Annotated in this window: 15 protein-coding genes; 7 read left to right on the top strand and 8 right to left on the bottom strand. The window is 62.6% G+C overall.

The window, feature by feature from the left end; genetic code table 11:
* The first annotated feature begins 40 nt into the window (after positions 1-40).
* The 4 genes from D0544_RS02025 (at position 41) to D0544_RS02040 (ending at position 3,145) form a co-directional block, all read left to right on the top strand.
* Positions 41-805, top strand: coding sequence for an ABC transporter substrate-binding protein (locus tag D0544_RS02025; protein ID WP_125014348.1), 765 nt, complete (start codon positions 41-43; stop codon positions 803-805).
* Positions 806-876: 71 nt separating this feature from the next.
* Positions 877-1,569 (top strand): ABC transporter permease, encoded by a 693-nt coding sequence (locus D0544_RS02030; protein ID WP_125014349.1) that lies wholly within the window; start codon positions 877-879, stop codon positions 1,567-1,569.
* A gap of 2 nt (positions 1,570-1,571) precedes the next feature.
* Positions 1,572-2,261, top strand: a complete 690-nt coding sequence (locus tag D0544_RS02035; protein ID WP_125014350.1) for an ABC transporter permease — start codon at positions 1,572-1,574, stop codon at positions 2,259-2,261.
* Between the two features lie 191 nt (positions 2,262-2,452).
* Positions 2,453-3,145 (top strand): SDR family oxidoreductase, encoded by a 693-nt coding sequence (locus D0544_RS02040; protein ID WP_125014351.1) that lies wholly within the window; start codon positions 2,453-2,455, stop codon positions 3,143-3,145.
* Between the two features lie 23 nt (positions 3,146-3,168).
* Here D0544_RS02040 and D0544_RS02045 read toward each other — a convergent pair whose 3' ends face one another.
* The 8 genes from D0544_RS02045 to D0544_RS02080 all read right to left on the bottom strand — a co-directional run bounded on the left by D0544_RS02045 (position 3,169) and on the right by D0544_RS02080 (position 9,847).
* Positions 3,169-3,618, bottom strand: a complete 450-nt coding sequence (locus tag D0544_RS02045) for a hypothetical protein (RefSeq protein WP_125014352.1) — start codon at positions 3,616-3,618, stop codon at positions 3,169-3,171.
* A gap of 93 nt (positions 3,619-3,711) precedes the next feature.
* Positions 3,712-5,826 carry a putative bifunctional diguanylate cyclase/phosphodiesterase gene (locus tag D0544_RS02050; protein ID WP_125014353.1) on the bottom strand — a complete coding sequence of 705 codons (2,115 nt, stop codon included), beginning with the start codon at positions 5,824-5,826 and terminating at the stop codon, positions 3,712-3,714.
* Positions 5,827-5,874: 48 nt separating this feature from the next.
* Positions 5,875-6,465: a hypothetical protein gene (locus D0544_RS02055; protein ID WP_125014354.1), complete on the bottom strand. Its 591-nt coding sequence runs from the start codon at positions 6,463-6,465 to the stop codon at positions 5,875-5,877.
* Between the two features lie 95 nt (positions 6,466-6,560).
* Positions 6,561-6,971 carry a CBS domain-containing protein gene (locus D0544_RS02060; RefSeq protein WP_125014355.1) on the bottom strand — a complete coding sequence of 137 codons (411 nt, stop codon included), beginning with the start codon at positions 6,969-6,971 and terminating at the stop codon, positions 6,561-6,563.
* Positions 6,968-7,318, bottom strand: coding sequence for a P-II family nitrogen regulator (locus D0544_RS02065; RefSeq protein WP_125014356.1), 351 nt, complete (start codon positions 7,316-7,318; stop codon positions 6,968-6,970). The genes D0544_RS02060 and D0544_RS02065 overlap by 4 nt, the downstream gene beginning before the upstream one ends.
* Entirely contained in the window at positions 7,308-8,144 is an 837-nt protein-coding gene (locus tag D0544_RS02070) for a DUF1538 domain-containing protein (RefSeq protein ID WP_125014357.1), read from the bottom strand. Before D0544_RS02070 ends, D0544_RS02065 begins: the two co-directional genes overlap by 11 nt.
* Positions 8,144-8,848 carry a DUF1538 domain-containing protein gene (locus D0544_RS02075; protein ID WP_125015840.1) on the bottom strand — a complete coding sequence of 235 codons (705 nt, stop codon included), beginning with the start codon at positions 8,846-8,848 and terminating at the stop codon, positions 8,144-8,146. Before D0544_RS02075 ends, D0544_RS02070 begins: the two co-directional genes overlap by 1 nt.
* 147 nt (positions 8,849-8,995) lie before the next feature.
* Positions 8,996-9,847 (bottom strand): LysR family transcriptional regulator, encoded by an 852-nt coding sequence (locus D0544_RS02080; protein WP_125014358.1) that lies wholly within the window; start codon positions 9,845-9,847, stop codon positions 8,996-8,998.
* Between the two features lie 157 nt (positions 9,848-10,004).
* Here D0544_RS02080 and D0544_RS02085 point away from each other — a divergent pair, with 157 nt between their 5' ends.
* From D0544_RS02085 to D0544_RS02095, 3 genes are read left to right on the top strand one after another with little or no spacing between them, the layout of a single operon-like run.
* Positions 10,005-11,183, top strand: coding sequence for an acyl-CoA dehydrogenase (locus D0544_RS02085; protein ID WP_125014359.1), 1,179 nt, complete (start codon positions 10,005-10,007; stop codon positions 11,181-11,183).
* A gap of 49 nt (positions 11,184-11,232) precedes the next feature.
* On the top strand, positions 11,233-13,473 hold the full coding sequence (locus D0544_RS02090; RefSeq protein WP_125014360.1) for a dehydrogenase E1 component subunit alpha/beta: 2,241 nt from the start codon (positions 11,233-11,235) through the stop codon (positions 13,471-13,473).
* On the top strand, positions 13,470-14,507 hold the full coding sequence (locus D0544_RS02095) for an ACP S-malonyltransferase (protein WP_125014361.1): 1,038 nt from the start codon (positions 13,470-13,472) through the stop codon (positions 14,505-14,507). The genes D0544_RS02090 and D0544_RS02095 overlap by 4 nt, the downstream gene beginning before the upstream one ends.
* Positions 14,508-14,509 lie beyond the last annotated feature (2 nt).

The raw sequence follows: 14,509 nt of genomic DNA on the forward strand, positions 1-14,509 counted from the left end.
TGATCAAACAACAGATAACAAAAACCCTAGGGAGTTACTTATGATAAAGCGTTTGTTTGCCGTTGGTGCCACTGTGATCGCGTTGGCGGCTACTCCGGCCATGGCTAAAGAGTGGAACAAAGTTCGCATCGGTGTTGAGGGGGCTTACCCTCCCTTCAGCCAGACCAATCCCGATGGTTCGGTGACCGGTTTCGATATCGATATTGCCAATGCCCTCTGTGCGGCCATGAATGCCGAGTGCACCATGGTCAAGCAGGATTGGGACGGGATTATTCCTGCGCTGCTGGCGCGCAAGTACGATGCCATCATCGCCTCCATGTCCATCACCGAAGAGCGCAAGCAGAAAGTTGATTTCACCAACAAGTACTACACCTCTCCGCTGGCCTATGTCGCCAAGAAGGGAGCGGGTATCGACACCAGCAACCTGGCCGGCAAGACCGTAGGTGTGCAGCGTTCAACCATTGCTGATACCTATATCTCCAACGCGGTTGAGGGAGTGAACGTCAAGCGTTACGGCACTCAGGATGAAGCTTACCTGGATATGAAGTCTGATCGCCTGGACCTGCTGCTGGGTGATATTTTTGTTATGACCGATGGCTTCCTCGCCAAAGAGGGCGGCGACGCCTATGAGCTGACCGGTAAGAGCATCACCGATCCCAAGTGGGTGGGTGAAGGTATCGGTATCGCGGTTCGCAAGCGCGACAAGGACCTGACCGAGCAGTTTAATGCGGCGATCGAAAAGATCCGTGCCGATGGCACTTACGACACGATCCGCAAGAAGTACTTCGACTTCGAAATCTACTAAGTCGGAACGCAGGCGAAGCACCTTCGGTGCTTCGCCACCTTTCGTTTTCGTTTACCGGATGAGAGTGCAATATGCTTGATCTTCACGGCTATGGGCAAAGTATTCTCAGTGGCGCCATCGTTACCATTGAGGTAGCACTGCTGTCACTGTTACTGAGCATGGTGCTGGGGATTGGTACCGCACTGGCCAAACTCTCCCGCTCACTGATCGCCAAAAGCGTCGCAGTGGTCTACACCACGGTGATTCGTGGCATCCCCGACCTGGTGCTGATGCTGCTGATCTTCTTTGGCGGGCAGATGCTGGTGAACGAACTGGCCTATATGGTGGGCTACGAAGATTACATCGATATTAACCCCTTTGTGGCAGGGGTTCTGACCATCGGTTTTATCTTCGGTGCCTACATGGCGGAAACCTTTCGCGGCGCCATTCTGGCTGTCGACAGCGGCCAACTGGAAGCGGCCCGGGCCTATGGCATGACCAGCCTACAGGTGTTCCGCCGGATTCTGTTTCCGCAGATGATGCGCCATGCCCTGCCAGGTTTTGGCAACAACTGGCTGGTCTTACTCAAGACAACCGCGCTGGTGTCGATCATCGGCCTCGATGACATGGTGCGCAAGGCGTCGCTGGCGGCCGGCTCAACCCAGAAGCCCTTCACCTTTTACCTGGCGGTGTCGGTTATCTTCCTGGTCTTTACCTCGATTTCGGTCGGCTACCTGCAGTGGCTTGAGCGTCGTTACAGCGCCAGCCTGAGACGTGAGGCCTAATCATGGATTTCTCCATTATTTTCGACAACATCGACCTCTATCTCGAGGGGGCCTGGACCACGATTCAGCTGGTGTTCCTTGCGCTGCTGCTGGGGCTCTTTATCGCGGTGCCGCTGGCGGTCCTGCGTAACAACCGCAACCCGCTGATCTGGGGCCCCATCTGGGTCTATACCTACTTTTTCCGCGGCACCCCCATGCTGGTGCAGGTGTTTCTGGTCTACTACGGCTTCGGCCAGTTTGAGGCGATGCGGGAGAGCTTCCTGTGGCCCTTCTTCAAGGAGGCCTACTGGTGTGCACTCTTTGCCTTTACCCTCAACACCGCCGCCTATACCACTGAGATTTTCCGCGGAGCGATTGCCAATACCCCGTATGGGGAGATCGAGGCTGCCAGGGCTTACGGCATGAGTCGCGGGCAGCAGATCCGCCGCATTATCCTGCCCAGCGCCCTGCGCCGGGCCCTGCCGGCTTACAGCAACGAGGTGGTGTTTATGCTCCATGGCAGCGCGATCGCCGGTATTGTCACCATCGTCGACCTGACCGGTGCTGCGCGCCTGATCAATGCCAAGTATTACAGCCCGTTCGAGGCCTTCATTGCCGCGGGCCTGTTTTACATGGCGATCACCTTCACCATCGTGTTTATCTTCCGCCAGCTGGAAAAGCGCTATCACGCTCACCTGCGCCCCCGTTCCTGAGACAGGGATCCCAGAACAACAGCAGGGGGAGCTTTGGCTCCCCCTGTTTTTTTGTGGCGGTTTATACTGCCAGTGGGCAAGGTAGCCCGGTTTCAGGGCAGGGAAGACCGGCAGTGGATCGGTTTTTCTCCCTGGATCATCATCGACCCAGACGAGGGTAAAGCGTGCCTTGGGGCACAAGGAGAGAGCTGATGGCAACGGTCATGATTACGGGATGTAGCCGGGGGCTCGGGCTGGAGTTCACCCGCCAGTATCTGCAGGAGGGTTGGAAGGTCTATGCCAGCTGCCGCAACCCGGAGGGCTGTACCGAGTTGCAGGCCCTCGCCGCAGAAAACCCCAGGCTGCACCTGTTGCCACTGGATATTGCCGATAACGCCTCCATTGAGCGCGCTGCCAAGGCACTGCAGGGTCAACCGCTGGACCTGCTGGTCCAGAACGCAGGCGTCTATGGGCCCGGTGCCAGTCGCCTGGAAACGGTTCAGGTGGAGCCCTGGATGGAGACTCTCCGGATCAACGCCCTGGCCCCGCTGATGGTGGTGCAGCGCCTGCTGGATAACCTGCGTCTGGGCTATGACCCCTGCGTAGTGCTGCTGAGTAGCAAGATGGGCAGTATGACCGATAACCTCAGCGGGGGGAGCTACGTCTACCGCAGCTCCAAGGCAGCCCTGAATGCGGTGGGCAAGAGCCTTGCCGAAGACTTGAGGGGCGAGGGGATTCGGGTACTCCTGATGCACCCCGGTTGGGTGAAAACCGATATGGGGGGGCCCAATGCCCTGATCGATGCCGTCACATCGGTGGCCTCTATGCGTCAAGTGATAGCCGCCACCACCCTCTCGGAGACGGGCTGCTTCCTGGATTACAACGGCGACCCGCTCCCCTGGTAACCCGTCCCCTTACCTTAGGACCCTCAGGCCCGCAGGTCGACCAGGCCCCCTGGAGCGGAGGCTGGTTCAGGGCTTTGGTAGTGTTCGACCTGTGCGCCCCTGGGTTCGGGGCGCAGGCCCGTCTCCTGCTCGGCGGGGGAAACGTTGATGGTCAGCTCGGTGATTCCCTTGTGGCGCAGATAAGCGTAATCCACCAGGGTATGCCGGTCCCGGACCTCGCCCTCACTCATGAGGCGGATATAGGTGTCGACCTGGTCCTGACGCAGGTTTGCATGGCTGATGCCGAGCAATGTGGTGCGTTCGGCCTCCTTGCGAGCCTCGCGTGTATCCCGGGCTTCATTCAGGCGATCACCCAGCTGGTCGAGCAGGGCGTTGGACTGTTCATAGCTCAATCCGGCCTGGGGGAACAGCGGGCTGTTGGGGGTTCCCGGTGCCAGTGTGTAGGGGTTGAAGTGGCTGATCGGAATCATCATTGCCTCCTGCCAAGTATGTCGTCCTAGTGTAGGGGCGAAGCGGGAGGTGGCGAATACGCAGATATGCGTCTTTTCAGGGGGGTGGATTTCGGTTTATGCGCAGCTTCCAGGCTGATGCTGGCGGATCCAGCGACTGAACGCCTCCGCGTTGAGGGCGGGGGAGAAGAGGTAGCCCTGGAAACTATCACAGCCCATCGACTTCAGGTGGCTCCACTGAGGCTCGGTTTCCACCCCCTCGGCCACGGTTTTGATGTTCATGTGGCGACCGATGGAGATGATGGCATCCACCAGGTGACGTGGCGCCTCCAGCTGCAGGTCGCTGATAAAGGAGCGATCGATCTTCAGTACGTCAATCGGCAGGTCCCTCAAATAGGCCAGCGAGGAGTAACCGGTACCGAAGTCATCGAGGGCGATCATCAGCCCCAGCTTCCGCAACTGGTTGAGCTTGTCGATGGTCTCCTCCCGGTCCGTTAGCAGCACCCCCTCGGTGATCTCGAGGCAGAGTCGGTGGTGGGGGATGTTGCTTTTGTGGATGGCGCTGTGCAGGCTGGTGACAAAGTCCGGACGGGCAAACTGCCAGGGCGAGACGTTGATGGTGAGGTAGCCGTCGAAGCCGGGTAGTTCGGTTTGCCAGCGCTGCAAGCGGTTTAATGCCTGCTGCAGAACCCAGTCGCCTATGGCGTGGATCATACCGGTCTCCTCCGCCAGGGGGATAAACCGGTCGGGCGCCACCATGCCCCGCTCGGGGCTGGGCCATCGAATCAGGGCCTCGGCACCAATGCAACGGCGGTTACTGTCCATCAGTGGCTGGTAATGAAGCTCAAACTGCTCGTTGAGCAGTGCCTGGCGCAGCGCCTGCTCCAGCTGTTGCCGAAGCCGGCTCTCCTCCCCGGACCTGGGGTCGTAGAGGTGGAAGCGGCCGCGGCCACTTTTTTTGGCCCGGCTCATGGTGATGCTGGCGCCCTTCATCACCTCATGCACCGTTCGCGCGTGTAGGGGCACCATCAGCATGGCGATGGTGGCACCGAGGTGCAGGCTGTGGTCATTGACCTGCAGCGGCTGGTGAATAATGGAGAGCACCTTGGACGCAATCTGGCGAGCGTACTCGGGGGATTGGCTCTTGACGTGCTCGTCGATCAGGACAAACTCGTCACCGGCAATGCGGGCCACCATCATCGACAGACCGACAGTGTTGCGCAGGCGCCTGGCCAGCAGTTGCAACAGGTGGTCGCCAACGTCCTGCCCCAGCTCGTCGTTGATGCGCTTGAAGTGATCAAGGTTGACCTGCAGGTAGAGCAGTGGACGCGGCGACTCCTGATCGGCGGGTAGGCGCTGTTTCAGGTACTCGCGCAGCATGGAGCGGGTCGGCAGCTCGGTGAGCGGGTCTTCGAAGGCGATACGGTGGATTCGGGTCTCGGCCTTCAACCGTTGCTCCATCTCCAGGGTCAGTGCCTGCTCCCGCTCGAAGGCGGCGGCGGCCTTGCGAACCGCCTCGTAGGCGAGAATGACGCAGACGCCGATGACCATCAGTGAAGCGGCAAACCCCGCCAGGTAGACGCTGTTGACCCGGCCATCATCGATCATGGCGCCGATGGTGCTGGCGATCGCCTGCAGCAGCAGGTAGCAGGCCCAGAGTGCCGCCAGCAGCGAGTGTTCCGTCCACCAGTGGCGCAGGAAGCGCCACAGGCAGTAGGCGTAGATGCCATTGACCCCCAGCAGCCAGAGCGCGGTCAGTGCCCCGGGGGGGCCCTCCAGCAGGTAGACAGCCTCTCCCCAGGGGTAGTGGAAGTGGCGCAGGTCCACAGGGCTGTCGAAGCGCAGGGTCTGGGGACTGGCGATGTTGATCAGCAACAGGGTGATACAGAGTGCGCAGACCAGACTGAGCCAGGGGCGCACCGAGGTCTGTCGGGTAAAGGTCGCGCACAGGGCGGCGTAGCCGATCGGGGCAATCAGCTCGAAACTGAGCTGCCAGCGCGCCAGTAGCAGGCTCTGGGCCTGGGTGGTGGCCTGGTGGTAGAGCAGGGTGCAGACCTGATAGCCGACCCCACACAGGCAGATGAAGCAGAGCGCCCGGTAGAGCTCGCGCATCAGTTGCTGGGCGCTGATGCGCGCCAGCACACCCGTGGTGATGGCCGCGGCCAGCATGATGCCGCTGGAGAGACCCAGCAGCAGGCTCATGAGCGGCAGTGTGGAAGCAGGGTTATGCATAGCCGTCAGTGACCCCAGGACGCGATCAACCCAGTATAGGCCGGATGATCAGGCCGTGGGGGCAACCAGCAGCTTGTCGATCTGCTTGAAGCGATGGTAGATCGAGTCCTGGATATCCTGGCGCTCAAACTGCGAGAGGTTACCCAGCTCAGCCACATCGATGCGGTGCAGGTGTAGGTAGGGGTGTGCCGCCTTGAATTCCCGCAGGTCACCGTTGACCAGTACCGGCAGGAACAGCTGGTTACCGGGTTTGGCCTTGTAGGTGTTGTTGATCAGGTTGATGCCCTTTACAAACTCCAGCATCTTCGAGCGTTTGTTGCCCCGCATCGGCAGTGACAGGTAGAGTCCTCCCTGGTGGCCAAAGCTCTCACCGGGGTGGAGCATGATGCCCGTCTGCTTGATTGAGGCGTTGTTGATAAAGCTGAACATATCATGGAAGGCATAGGGGTTCGGCAGCACGATCAGCCCGCTGTTGCTGTCGCGGGGCAGGATCACCTCGAAGTTGGAGTAGATCTTCTCGACAGAGGGGCTGTAGACGCAAAAGGCACTCGCCACCTTTTTGAAAAAATTGGAGGCGAGCTGCTTGTTGGATATGGCGCTAAGGTCCCAGAAAAGATCCGGATTCTCATTACTGCTCATAGCTAAATCCCTGCTAGGTTCCCGAGACAATAGGTCGATTTATCAGTCTTGGCAATAACCAAAAGGCCAAAGCGCCGATTTAGTCACTAACCCGTTTAATCACTCACCAGTGCCAGCAGCCCGTGCAGAACGATCTCCTCGTAGGTGATCACCCCCACCATCTGACCCTTATCCAACACCGGGGCACAGGCCAGTCCGAACTGGTCGAACAGGCGGGCGCAGTAGCGGATATCCATGTCGGGGGCGACGCTGAGCACCGGCTTGGTCATGATCTCATAGAGGTTGACCCGCTCTGGCGAGCGGTCCCTGGCCAGCACCTTTTTTGAAATATCGGCCAGCACCACGATGCCGTACTCATCGTGATCGTGGCGTTTCTTGATGATCAGGGTGTGGGCGCTCTCCTTCACCAGTGCCTGAATCGCCTCCGCCACCGTCATCAGCCCATCCATCTCGATGAACTGCCCCTTCATCACCTCGCTGACTGTAATGCGTCGCTGCTCGCTCATAGTGATTGCTCCATTTTGCCTACCAGTTCCGTTACCTGGTGGGCCACCCCCACCGCATCCTCCACATCCAGCTGCACCGCAATGCCGCTGCCGGGGGAGGTATCAAATTCGCCAGCCTCGGCGATGTTCTCCAGAATGCGACGACTGAGGTGCTCCTCGACGATCATCAGCACGATGTCTCGCTGGGTCTCCAGGGTGAGGCCAAAGAAGGTTTTGCTCTTGTTCAGCCCCTCGCCGCGCGCGTTGTTGATCACGGTCGAGCCGGTGGCTCCCGCCTCGCGGGCAGCCGCCACCACAGCATCCGTCTTGCTGTCCTCAACAAAAGCCAGTAGCAGTTTAAAGTGCATGGTTGTCTCTCTCCAGGGTGGACGCAGGGGAGAGCTCCGACTCCCTTTCCTGCTGCTTGCGCCGGCGGCGGGCGCTCATCTCGGCGAGCTGGGCATAACCCATCACGCTCATAATGGGAAACAGGCTGGCGAAGGCGATCAGGCCAAAGCCGTCGATCAGGACGCTGCGCCCGGGTACGGTCTCCGCCAGTCCGAGCCCCAGGGCCGTCACCAGCGGCACCGTCACCGTCGAGGTGGTAACGCCGCCGGAGTCGTAAGCCAGGGGGACGATCATGCGCGGGGCAAACCAGGTCTGGATCACCACCAGAATGTAGCCGACGATAATGAAGTAGTGGATCGGCAGGCCGGTAACGATGCGGTAGCAACCCAGGGCGATCCCGATGGCGACGCCGATGGCGACCGCGATCCTAAGTCCCCAGGTACTGATGGCGCCGCCGGAGACCTCGCTCGCCTTGATCGCCACTGCGATCAGCGAGGGCTCGGCGATGGTGGTGCTGAAGCCGATGGCGAAGGCGAACAGGTAGACCCAGTAATACTGCTCCCAGAGCACCTCATCCGGCAGGATGTCGAAGCCCTGGTAGACAAACTCGGGGCGGGTCAGCTGCTCGGCCATCAGGCGGCCGAGGGGGAAGAGCGCCCGTTCGAGGCCCATCAAAAACAGCGACAGCCCCACCACCACGTAGGCAAAACCGATCAGCACGCGCTTGAGGTTGGGAACTGGCTTGCGCAGCACCAGGTACTGGAAGCCAAAGATGATGGTGGCGATGGGGAACACATCCCCGAGGGTGGCCCAAAGCGTGGCAAAGATGTCGTGCAACAGTTCCATCAGCCGATCACCATGCCGTAGCCCATCACGAAAATCATGGGGGTCAGCGAGGCGAAGGCGATCAGGCCAAAGCCATCGATCATGGGGTTTCGGCCTTTAATGGAAGAGGCCAGCCCCACCCCCAGTGCCGTCACCAGGGGAACGGTAATGGTGGAGGTGGTGACGCCGCCGGAGTCGTAGGCGATGCCGATAATCTCGGGCGGGGCGAACAGGGTCATGATCACCACCATCACATAGCCGCCGATGATCAGCCAGTGAATCGGCCAGCCCATAAGGATGCGCAAGACCCCGATCACGATCGCCAGCCCCACCGAAAAGGCCACCGTCAGGCGCAGGCCGTTGGCGTAGCCCTCGGTGGCCTCCCGGGTGGTCGCGATCACCCCGGCCTCGGCGGCGATGGTGGCGGCTTCGCCGGCGACGGCAATGAGGGCGGGTTCGGCGATGGTGGTGCCGAAGCCGAGGGCAAAGGCGAACAGCAGCAGCCAGAACACACTGCCCTTGAGGGCAAAGGCGTGGGCCAGGGTCTCACCAATGGGAAACAGCCCCATCTCCAGTCCGAAAATAAAGAAGGTCAGCCCCAGCACCACGAACACCAACCCGAGTACAAGGTCGAGTAGTTGCGGTAGCGGTTGCTGCAAAACGGCGAACTGGAAAAAGAGGATCACCACGATGATGGGCGCCAGGTCCCGCAGGCTGCCCAGCATGGCCATCAGTAGTGAAATCAGACTGCGTTTCAACCTGGGTTCCCTAATCCTTTAGCGGGTGAGGGGGGCGATGACCCATGCCTGGGAGCCCCAAAACAGCAGAGTATACAGCAATAACCATACCGTTGGGGTGGTTATCGGCGAGGGTCAGCCCGAGCGCTCGCGCCAGCGCTGCTGGCAGATATCGATAATCGCCCGGGTGGCGTCGTTGGGGTCCGCCTGCTTGTCCCAGGCCAGGCCAATGGTACGCCCCAGGTCGATATCGCCGATCTCCTTGAGTACCAGGTCGTCGCGTTGCAGCAGCTGCGGAATCTCCGGCACCAGCGCCGCGCCCACGCCGGCCCCCACCAGCCCCAGGGCATACTCCACGGTCTGGATGCGGGCGCGGATCTTGAGGCGGATACCGAGGCGCGAGAGGGTGCCGTCGAGCACGCTCACCGCCTCGCAGGGGGAGCGGTGGATGAAGTCGATGCCTTCGAAATCGGTGAGGTGGAGTTCGGTTTTGAGGCTCAATGGATGCCCGGCGGGCAGCGCCAGCAGGTAGCGATCGCGCCACAGGGGCTGGAACACCTCACCGCTCTGCAGGTAGGCGCTGCTGATGATGCGGGCATCGCAGGGCTCCTCCGGTTGCACCAGGGTCAGTTCCAGCCCCTCGACGCAGTTACTCAGGTCCTTGAGCAGCTGGCTGACCCGCTCGGCCCCCAGGGAGCGGATCAGGCCGAGGCGAAAGGGCAGCCGCTCACGCTGCTGGTTGAAGAGGCTGACGATCGCCTGGGCATCCCCCAACAGGCGGTTGGCCAGGGGGTAGAGTCGCTCCCCCGCCTCGGTGGGCTGCACCCCCTTGGCGTGGCGGGAGAAGAGGGGGCTGTTGAGGGTCGCCTCCAGCTGGGCGATGGCGGCCGAGATGGAGGGCTGGGCGATAAAACAGCGGCGGGCGGCGGCGCTGATGCTGCCGCACTCGTAGACCGCAACGAAGTAGCGAAGGGCACGTAGATCCATAGAAGATAACTATATCAGATAGAGTTAAAGAATATTATGCCTTTGTTTTGAGACCTCCTACCATGGGCCCAACCATCCCCCGGCCCCAAGCCGCCGGGCCCTACAGCGAACCGGAGCCGCCCTCTGCCGGCGGTCCGCCGACCACCAGGAGACCCCTATGAACAGCCGTCCCGCCTTTAACTGGATTGATCCCCTCGAGCTCAACAGCCTGCTCAGCGAAGAGGAGCGCATGGTCCGCGACAGCGCCCACGACTACGCCCAGGACAAGCTGATGTCGCGGGTGAAGCAGGCCAACCGCGAGGAGCACTTTCACCGTGAGATCATGAACGAGCTGGGAGCGCTGGGGTTGCTCGGCGCTACCCTGCCAGAGGCGTATGGTTGTGCCGGTGTCAACTACGTCAGCTACGGGCTGGTGGCGCGGGAGATCGAACGGGTGGACAGCGGTTACCGCTCGGCCATGAGTGTGCAGTCATCCCTGGTGATGCACCCGATCCACGCCTACGGCAGCGAAGAGCAGCGCCGCAAGTACCTGCCCAAACTGGCCAGTGGTGAGTGGGTGGGCTGCTTCGGCCTTACCGAACCCGATGTGGGCAGCGACCCCGGTGGCATGAAGACCCGCGCCGAAAAGGTGGCCGACGGCTATCGGCTCAAGGGGGCCAAGATGTGGATCACCAACTCCCCCATCGCCGATGTGATGGTGGTGTGGGCCAAGCTCGACGGCGAGATCCGCGGCTTTATCCTCGAGCGCGGCATGGCCGGCCTCAGCACCCCCAAGATCGAGGGCAAGTTCAGCCTGCGCGCTTCCATCACCGGCGAGATTGTGATGGAGGATGTGCTGGTGCCCGAGGAGAACCTGCTGCCCAACGTCAGCGGCCTCAAGGGTCCCTTCGGCTGTCTCAACAAGGCCCGCTACGGCATCGCCTGGGGCGCCCTGGGAGCCGCCGAGTTCTGCTGGCATGCTGCGCGCCAGTACTGCCTCGACCGGATCCAGTTCAACCGCCCGCTGGCGGCCAACCAGCTGATCCAGAAGAAGCTGGCGGACATGCAAACCGAGATCAGCCTTGGTCTGCTCGGCTGCCTGCAGGCGGGGCGCCTGATGGACGCCAACCAGCTGGCCCCCGAGGCGATCTCCCTGATCAAGCGCAACTCCTGCGGCAAGGCACTGGATATCGCCCGCGTCGCGCGGGATATGCACGGCGGTAATGGCATCTCCGACGAGTACCATGTGATCCGCCACGTGATGAACCTGGAGGCGGTCAACACCTACGAGGGAACCCACGACATTCACGCCCTCATCCTGGGGCGTGCCCAGACCGGCCTTCAGGCCTTCGGCTGATCGAGCCCGGGGTAGAAGAGAGAAAGTAAAGGAGAGAGGGGAGCGCAACATGCAAAATCGTGCGGTGGTGGTGGAGGATAACCTCAGGCGGGCGCTGGCCAGTGGCGAGCTGCCGCGCCCGGACAACTACCTCAGCCTGGCGGACGTGGGACTCAGCCCTGCCCAGCTGGTGGATCTGTTCGAAAGCCAGCTGATGAGCCGATTGCTGGATATTCACTCGCGGGTGTTACAGTCCCGTGGGGAGAGTTTCTACACCATCGGCAGCTCCGGGCATGAGGGCAACGCCGCGGTGGCCGCTGCGCTGCGCCACACCGACATGGCCTTTCTGCACTACCGCAGCGGTGCCTTCCTGGTGCAGCGCAGCAAGCAGCTGCCGGGGCAGACCCCGCTCTACGACATGCTGCTCTCCTTCGCCGCCTCCAGCGAGGACCCGATCTCCGGCGGGCGTCACAAGGTGCTGGGGAGCAAGCCGCTGTTTGTGCCGCCCCAGACCAGCACCATCGCCTCCCATCTGCCCAAGGCGGTGGGGGCCGCTTTCAGCATCCCCCTCGGGGAGCGGCTGGGGGTGGCCACCGAGATGCCCCATGACAGCCTGGTGATCTGCAACTTCGGCGATGCCTCGGCCAACCACTCCACCGCCCAGGGGGCGATCAACGCCGCCGCCTGGACCGCCTACCAGGGCTCGCCCCTGCCACTGATCTTCCTCTGTGAGGATAACGGCATCGGCATCTCCACCCCCACCCCCAGCGGCTGGATTCGCGCCGCCTTCAGCCAGCGCCCCGGTCTCCACTACCGCTATTGCGATGGCCTCGACCTGTTCGATACCTACCGCACCGCACGGGAGGCGGCGCGCATCGCCCGCACCCGCCGCGAGCCGGTGTTCCTGCACATGCGCACCGTGCGCCTGATGGGCCACGCCGGCTCCGACGCCGAGATCGCCTACCGATCAAAGGCCCAGATCGAGGCCAACGAAGCCCTTGACCCGCTGCTGTTCAGCGCCGCTCGCATCGTCGAGGCGGGGCTGATGCGCGCGGACCAGCTGCTGGATCTCTACGACGGTCTCAAGGGGCGCATCGAGCAGGTGGCCGAGCGCGCCATCCGCCGCCCCAAACTGACCACCCCGGAGCAGGTGATCGCCTCCCTGGCGCCCGAGCGGCCCGCACAGCCGCCCCTGCCGGTCCTGCCCGAGGCGCAGCGGGAGGCGCTGTTCCAGCGCGACCGCACCCTGATGGCCAAGCCGCAGCCGATGGGCAAACTGATCAACTGGACCCTGGCCGAGCTGATGGCGCAGCGCGACAACATCGTGGTGTGCGGTGAGGATGTGGGGGCCAAGGGGGGGGTCTACCACGTCACCAGCGGCCTGTTGCAGAAGTTTGGCCCGGCGCGGGTGATCAACACCCTGCTGGATGAGCAGAGCATCCTCGGGCTGGCCATCGGCATGGCCCACAACGGCTTCCTGCCGATCCCCGAGATCCAGTTCCTCGCTTACGTCCACAACGCCGAGGACCAGATCCGTGGCGAAGCGGCGACCCTGCCCTTCTTCTCCAACGGCCAGTACAGCAACCCTATGGTGATCCGTATCGCCGGCCTCGGCTACCAGAAGGGGTTCGGTGGTCACTTTCACAACGACAACTCACTGGCCGTGTTCCGCGATATCCCCGGGTTAGTGATCGCTTGCCCCTCCAACGGTGCCGATGCCATGGCAATGATGCGCAGCGCCGTTGCCTTCGCCGCCGAGCAGCAGCGGGTGGTGGTCTTTATCGAGCCCATCGCCCTCTACATGACCCGCGATCTGCACGAGGAGGGGGATGGCCTCTGGAGTCACCCCTACCGCAGCCCCGCGGAGAGCCGCCCCATTGCGGTGGGGGAGTTCGGCGTCCATGGCGAGGGCACCGACCTCTGCATCCTCACCTACGGCAACGGTGCCTACTTGTCGCGGCAGGCGGAGAAAACCCTGCGCGAGCAGGGTGTGGATCTGCGCATCATCGACCTGCGCTGGCTGGCACCGCTGGATGAGGCCGCCCTGGCCGCCGCCATCGAGCCTTGCGCCCACCTGCTGGTGGTGGATGAGTGCCGCCGTACCGGCTCCATCAGCGAAGCCCTGGTCACCCTGGTGCAGGAGCGGCTGGCCCATCCGCCGGCGATCGCACGGCTGACCGGCAACGACTGTTTTATCCCCCTCGCCGGGGCCGCCACCAGCGGCCTGCCCAGCGCCCGGGGCATTGTCGATGCGGCCCTCGAGCTGCTCGCACAAGGTAAGCGTTCACACACCCTGGAGGCAACAGAATGAAAGAACGTGTCGTCGTCGTCTGCCCGGGCCGGGGGACCTACAACAAGGAGGAGCTGGGCTACCTCAAGCGCCTGCATGGCGACCAGGGGGCCCTTATCGAGGGGATCGACCGCTACCGCGCCGGCGTCGGCCAGAGCTCGATCGCCGGGCTCGACGCCATGGCCCGCTACTCCCTCAAACTGCACAGCTCGGGGGAGAACGCCTCGGCCCTGATCTACGCCTGCGCCTACGCCGACTTCCTCGCCATCGACCGCGAGCGTTATGAGGTGGTGGCGGTGACCGGCAACTCCATGGGCTGGTACATTGCGCTGGCCTGCGCCGGGGCCCTGGCCCCGGACAACGCCATCCGCCTGATCAACACCATGGGCTCGATGATGACCGACGGCCTGATCGGCGGCCAGCTGCTCTACCCGCTGGTGGATGAGCAGTGGCAGGCCGACGGGGCCCTCAAGGATACCCTGGAGCGGGCGGTGGCGGAGGTGCAGGCCGAGCCCGGTTGCGAGCTCTACACCTCGATCGAGTTGGGCGGTTACCGGGTACTGGGGGGCAACGAGTCGGCGCTGAAGCGGCTGGAGCAGCGGCTGCCGGTGGTGCAGGATCGCTTCCCGATGCGCCTCTACAACCATGCCGCCTTCCACACACCGCTGCTGGAGGCGGTGTCGGAGCGCGCCCGCTTGCAGCTGCCGGCGAGCCTGTTTGAGGCGCCGGCGCTGCCCCTGGTCGATGGCCGCGGTGCCCTCTGGCAGCCCTACAGCACCGACCCGGTCGCGCTCCACGACTACACGCTGGGGCACCAGGTGGTGGCCCCCTACGACTTCAGCCGCGCCATCGAGGTGGCGGTGAAGGAGTTTGCCCCCGACCGCCTGCTCATCACCGGCCCCGGCACCACCCTCGGCGGCAGCGTTGCCCAGGTGCTGGCGAAGCTCGGCTGGGAGGGGATTACCCGCAAGGCGGACTTTGTCGCCCGCCAGCAGACTGACCCCTACCTGTTGGCCATGGGACATGAAGAGCAGCGTAAGCGAGTGCTCGCTTAGCG

The organism is Aestuariirhabdus litorea (genome assembly GCF_003864255.1).
GTDB lineage: Bacteria > Pseudomonadota > Gammaproteobacteria > Pseudomonadales > Aestuariirhabdaceae > Aestuariirhabdus > Aestuariirhabdus litorea.

Bases quoted from the DNA above. Each gene is read 5' to 3' on its own strand.
- D0544_RS02050 (WP_125014353.1), bottom strand. From the start codon at position 5,826: ATGCATAACCCTGCTTCCACACTGCCGCTCATGAGCCTGCTGCTGGGT.
- D0544_RS02065 (WP_125014356.1), bottom strand. From the start codon at position 7,318: ATGCACTTTAAACTGCTACTGGCTTTTGTTGAGGACAGCAAGACGGAT.
- D0544_RS02090 (WP_125014360.1), top strand. From the start codon at position 11,233: ATGCAAAATCGTGCGGTGGTGGTGGAGGATAACCTCAGGCGGGCGCTG.
- D0544_RS02095 (WP_125014361.1), top strand. From the start codon at position 13,470: ATGAAAGAACGTGTCGTCGTCGTCTGCCCGGGCCGGGGGACCTACAAC.
- D0544_RS02030 (WP_125014349.1), top strand. From the start codon at position 877: ATGCTTGATCTTCACGGCTATGGGCAAAGTATTCTCAGTGGCGCCATC.
- D0544_RS02035 (WP_125014350.1), top strand. From the start codon at position 1,572: ATGGATTTCTCCATTATTTTCGACAACATCGACCTCTATCTCGAGGGG.
- D0544_RS02025 (WP_125014348.1), top strand. From the start codon at position 41: ATGATAAAGCGTTTGTTTGCCGTTGGTGCCACTGTGATCGCGTTGGCG.
- D0544_RS02070 (WP_125014357.1), bottom strand. From the start codon at position 8,144: ATGGAACTGTTGCACGACATCTTTGCCACGCTTTGGGCCACCCTCGGG.
- D0544_RS02040 (WP_125014351.1), top strand. From the start codon at position 2,453: ATGGCAACGGTCATGATTACGGGATGTAGCCGGGGGCTCGGGCTGGAG.
- D0544_RS02045 (WP_125014352.1), bottom strand. From the start codon at position 3,618: ATGATGATTCCGATCAGCCACTTCAACCCCTACACACTGGCACCGGGA.
- D0544_RS02055 (WP_125014354.1), bottom strand. From the start codon at position 6,465: ATGAGCAGTAATGAGAATCCGGATCTTTTCTGGGACCTTAGCGCCATA.
- D0544_RS02060 (WP_125014355.1), bottom strand. From the start codon at position 6,971: ATGAGCGAGCAGCGACGCATTACAGTCAGCGAGGTGATGAAGGGGCAG.
- D0544_RS02075 (WP_125015840.1), bottom strand. From the start codon at position 8,848: ATGCTGGGCAGCCTGCGGGACCTGGCGCCCATCATCGTGGTGATCCTC.
- D0544_RS02080 (WP_125014358.1), bottom strand. From the start codon at position 9,847: ATGGATCTACGTGCCCTTCGCTACTTCGTTGCGGTCTACGAGTGCGGC.
- D0544_RS02085 (WP_125014359.1), top strand. From the start codon at position 10,005: ATGAACAGCCGTCCCGCCTTTAACTGGATTGATCCCCTCGAGCTCAAC.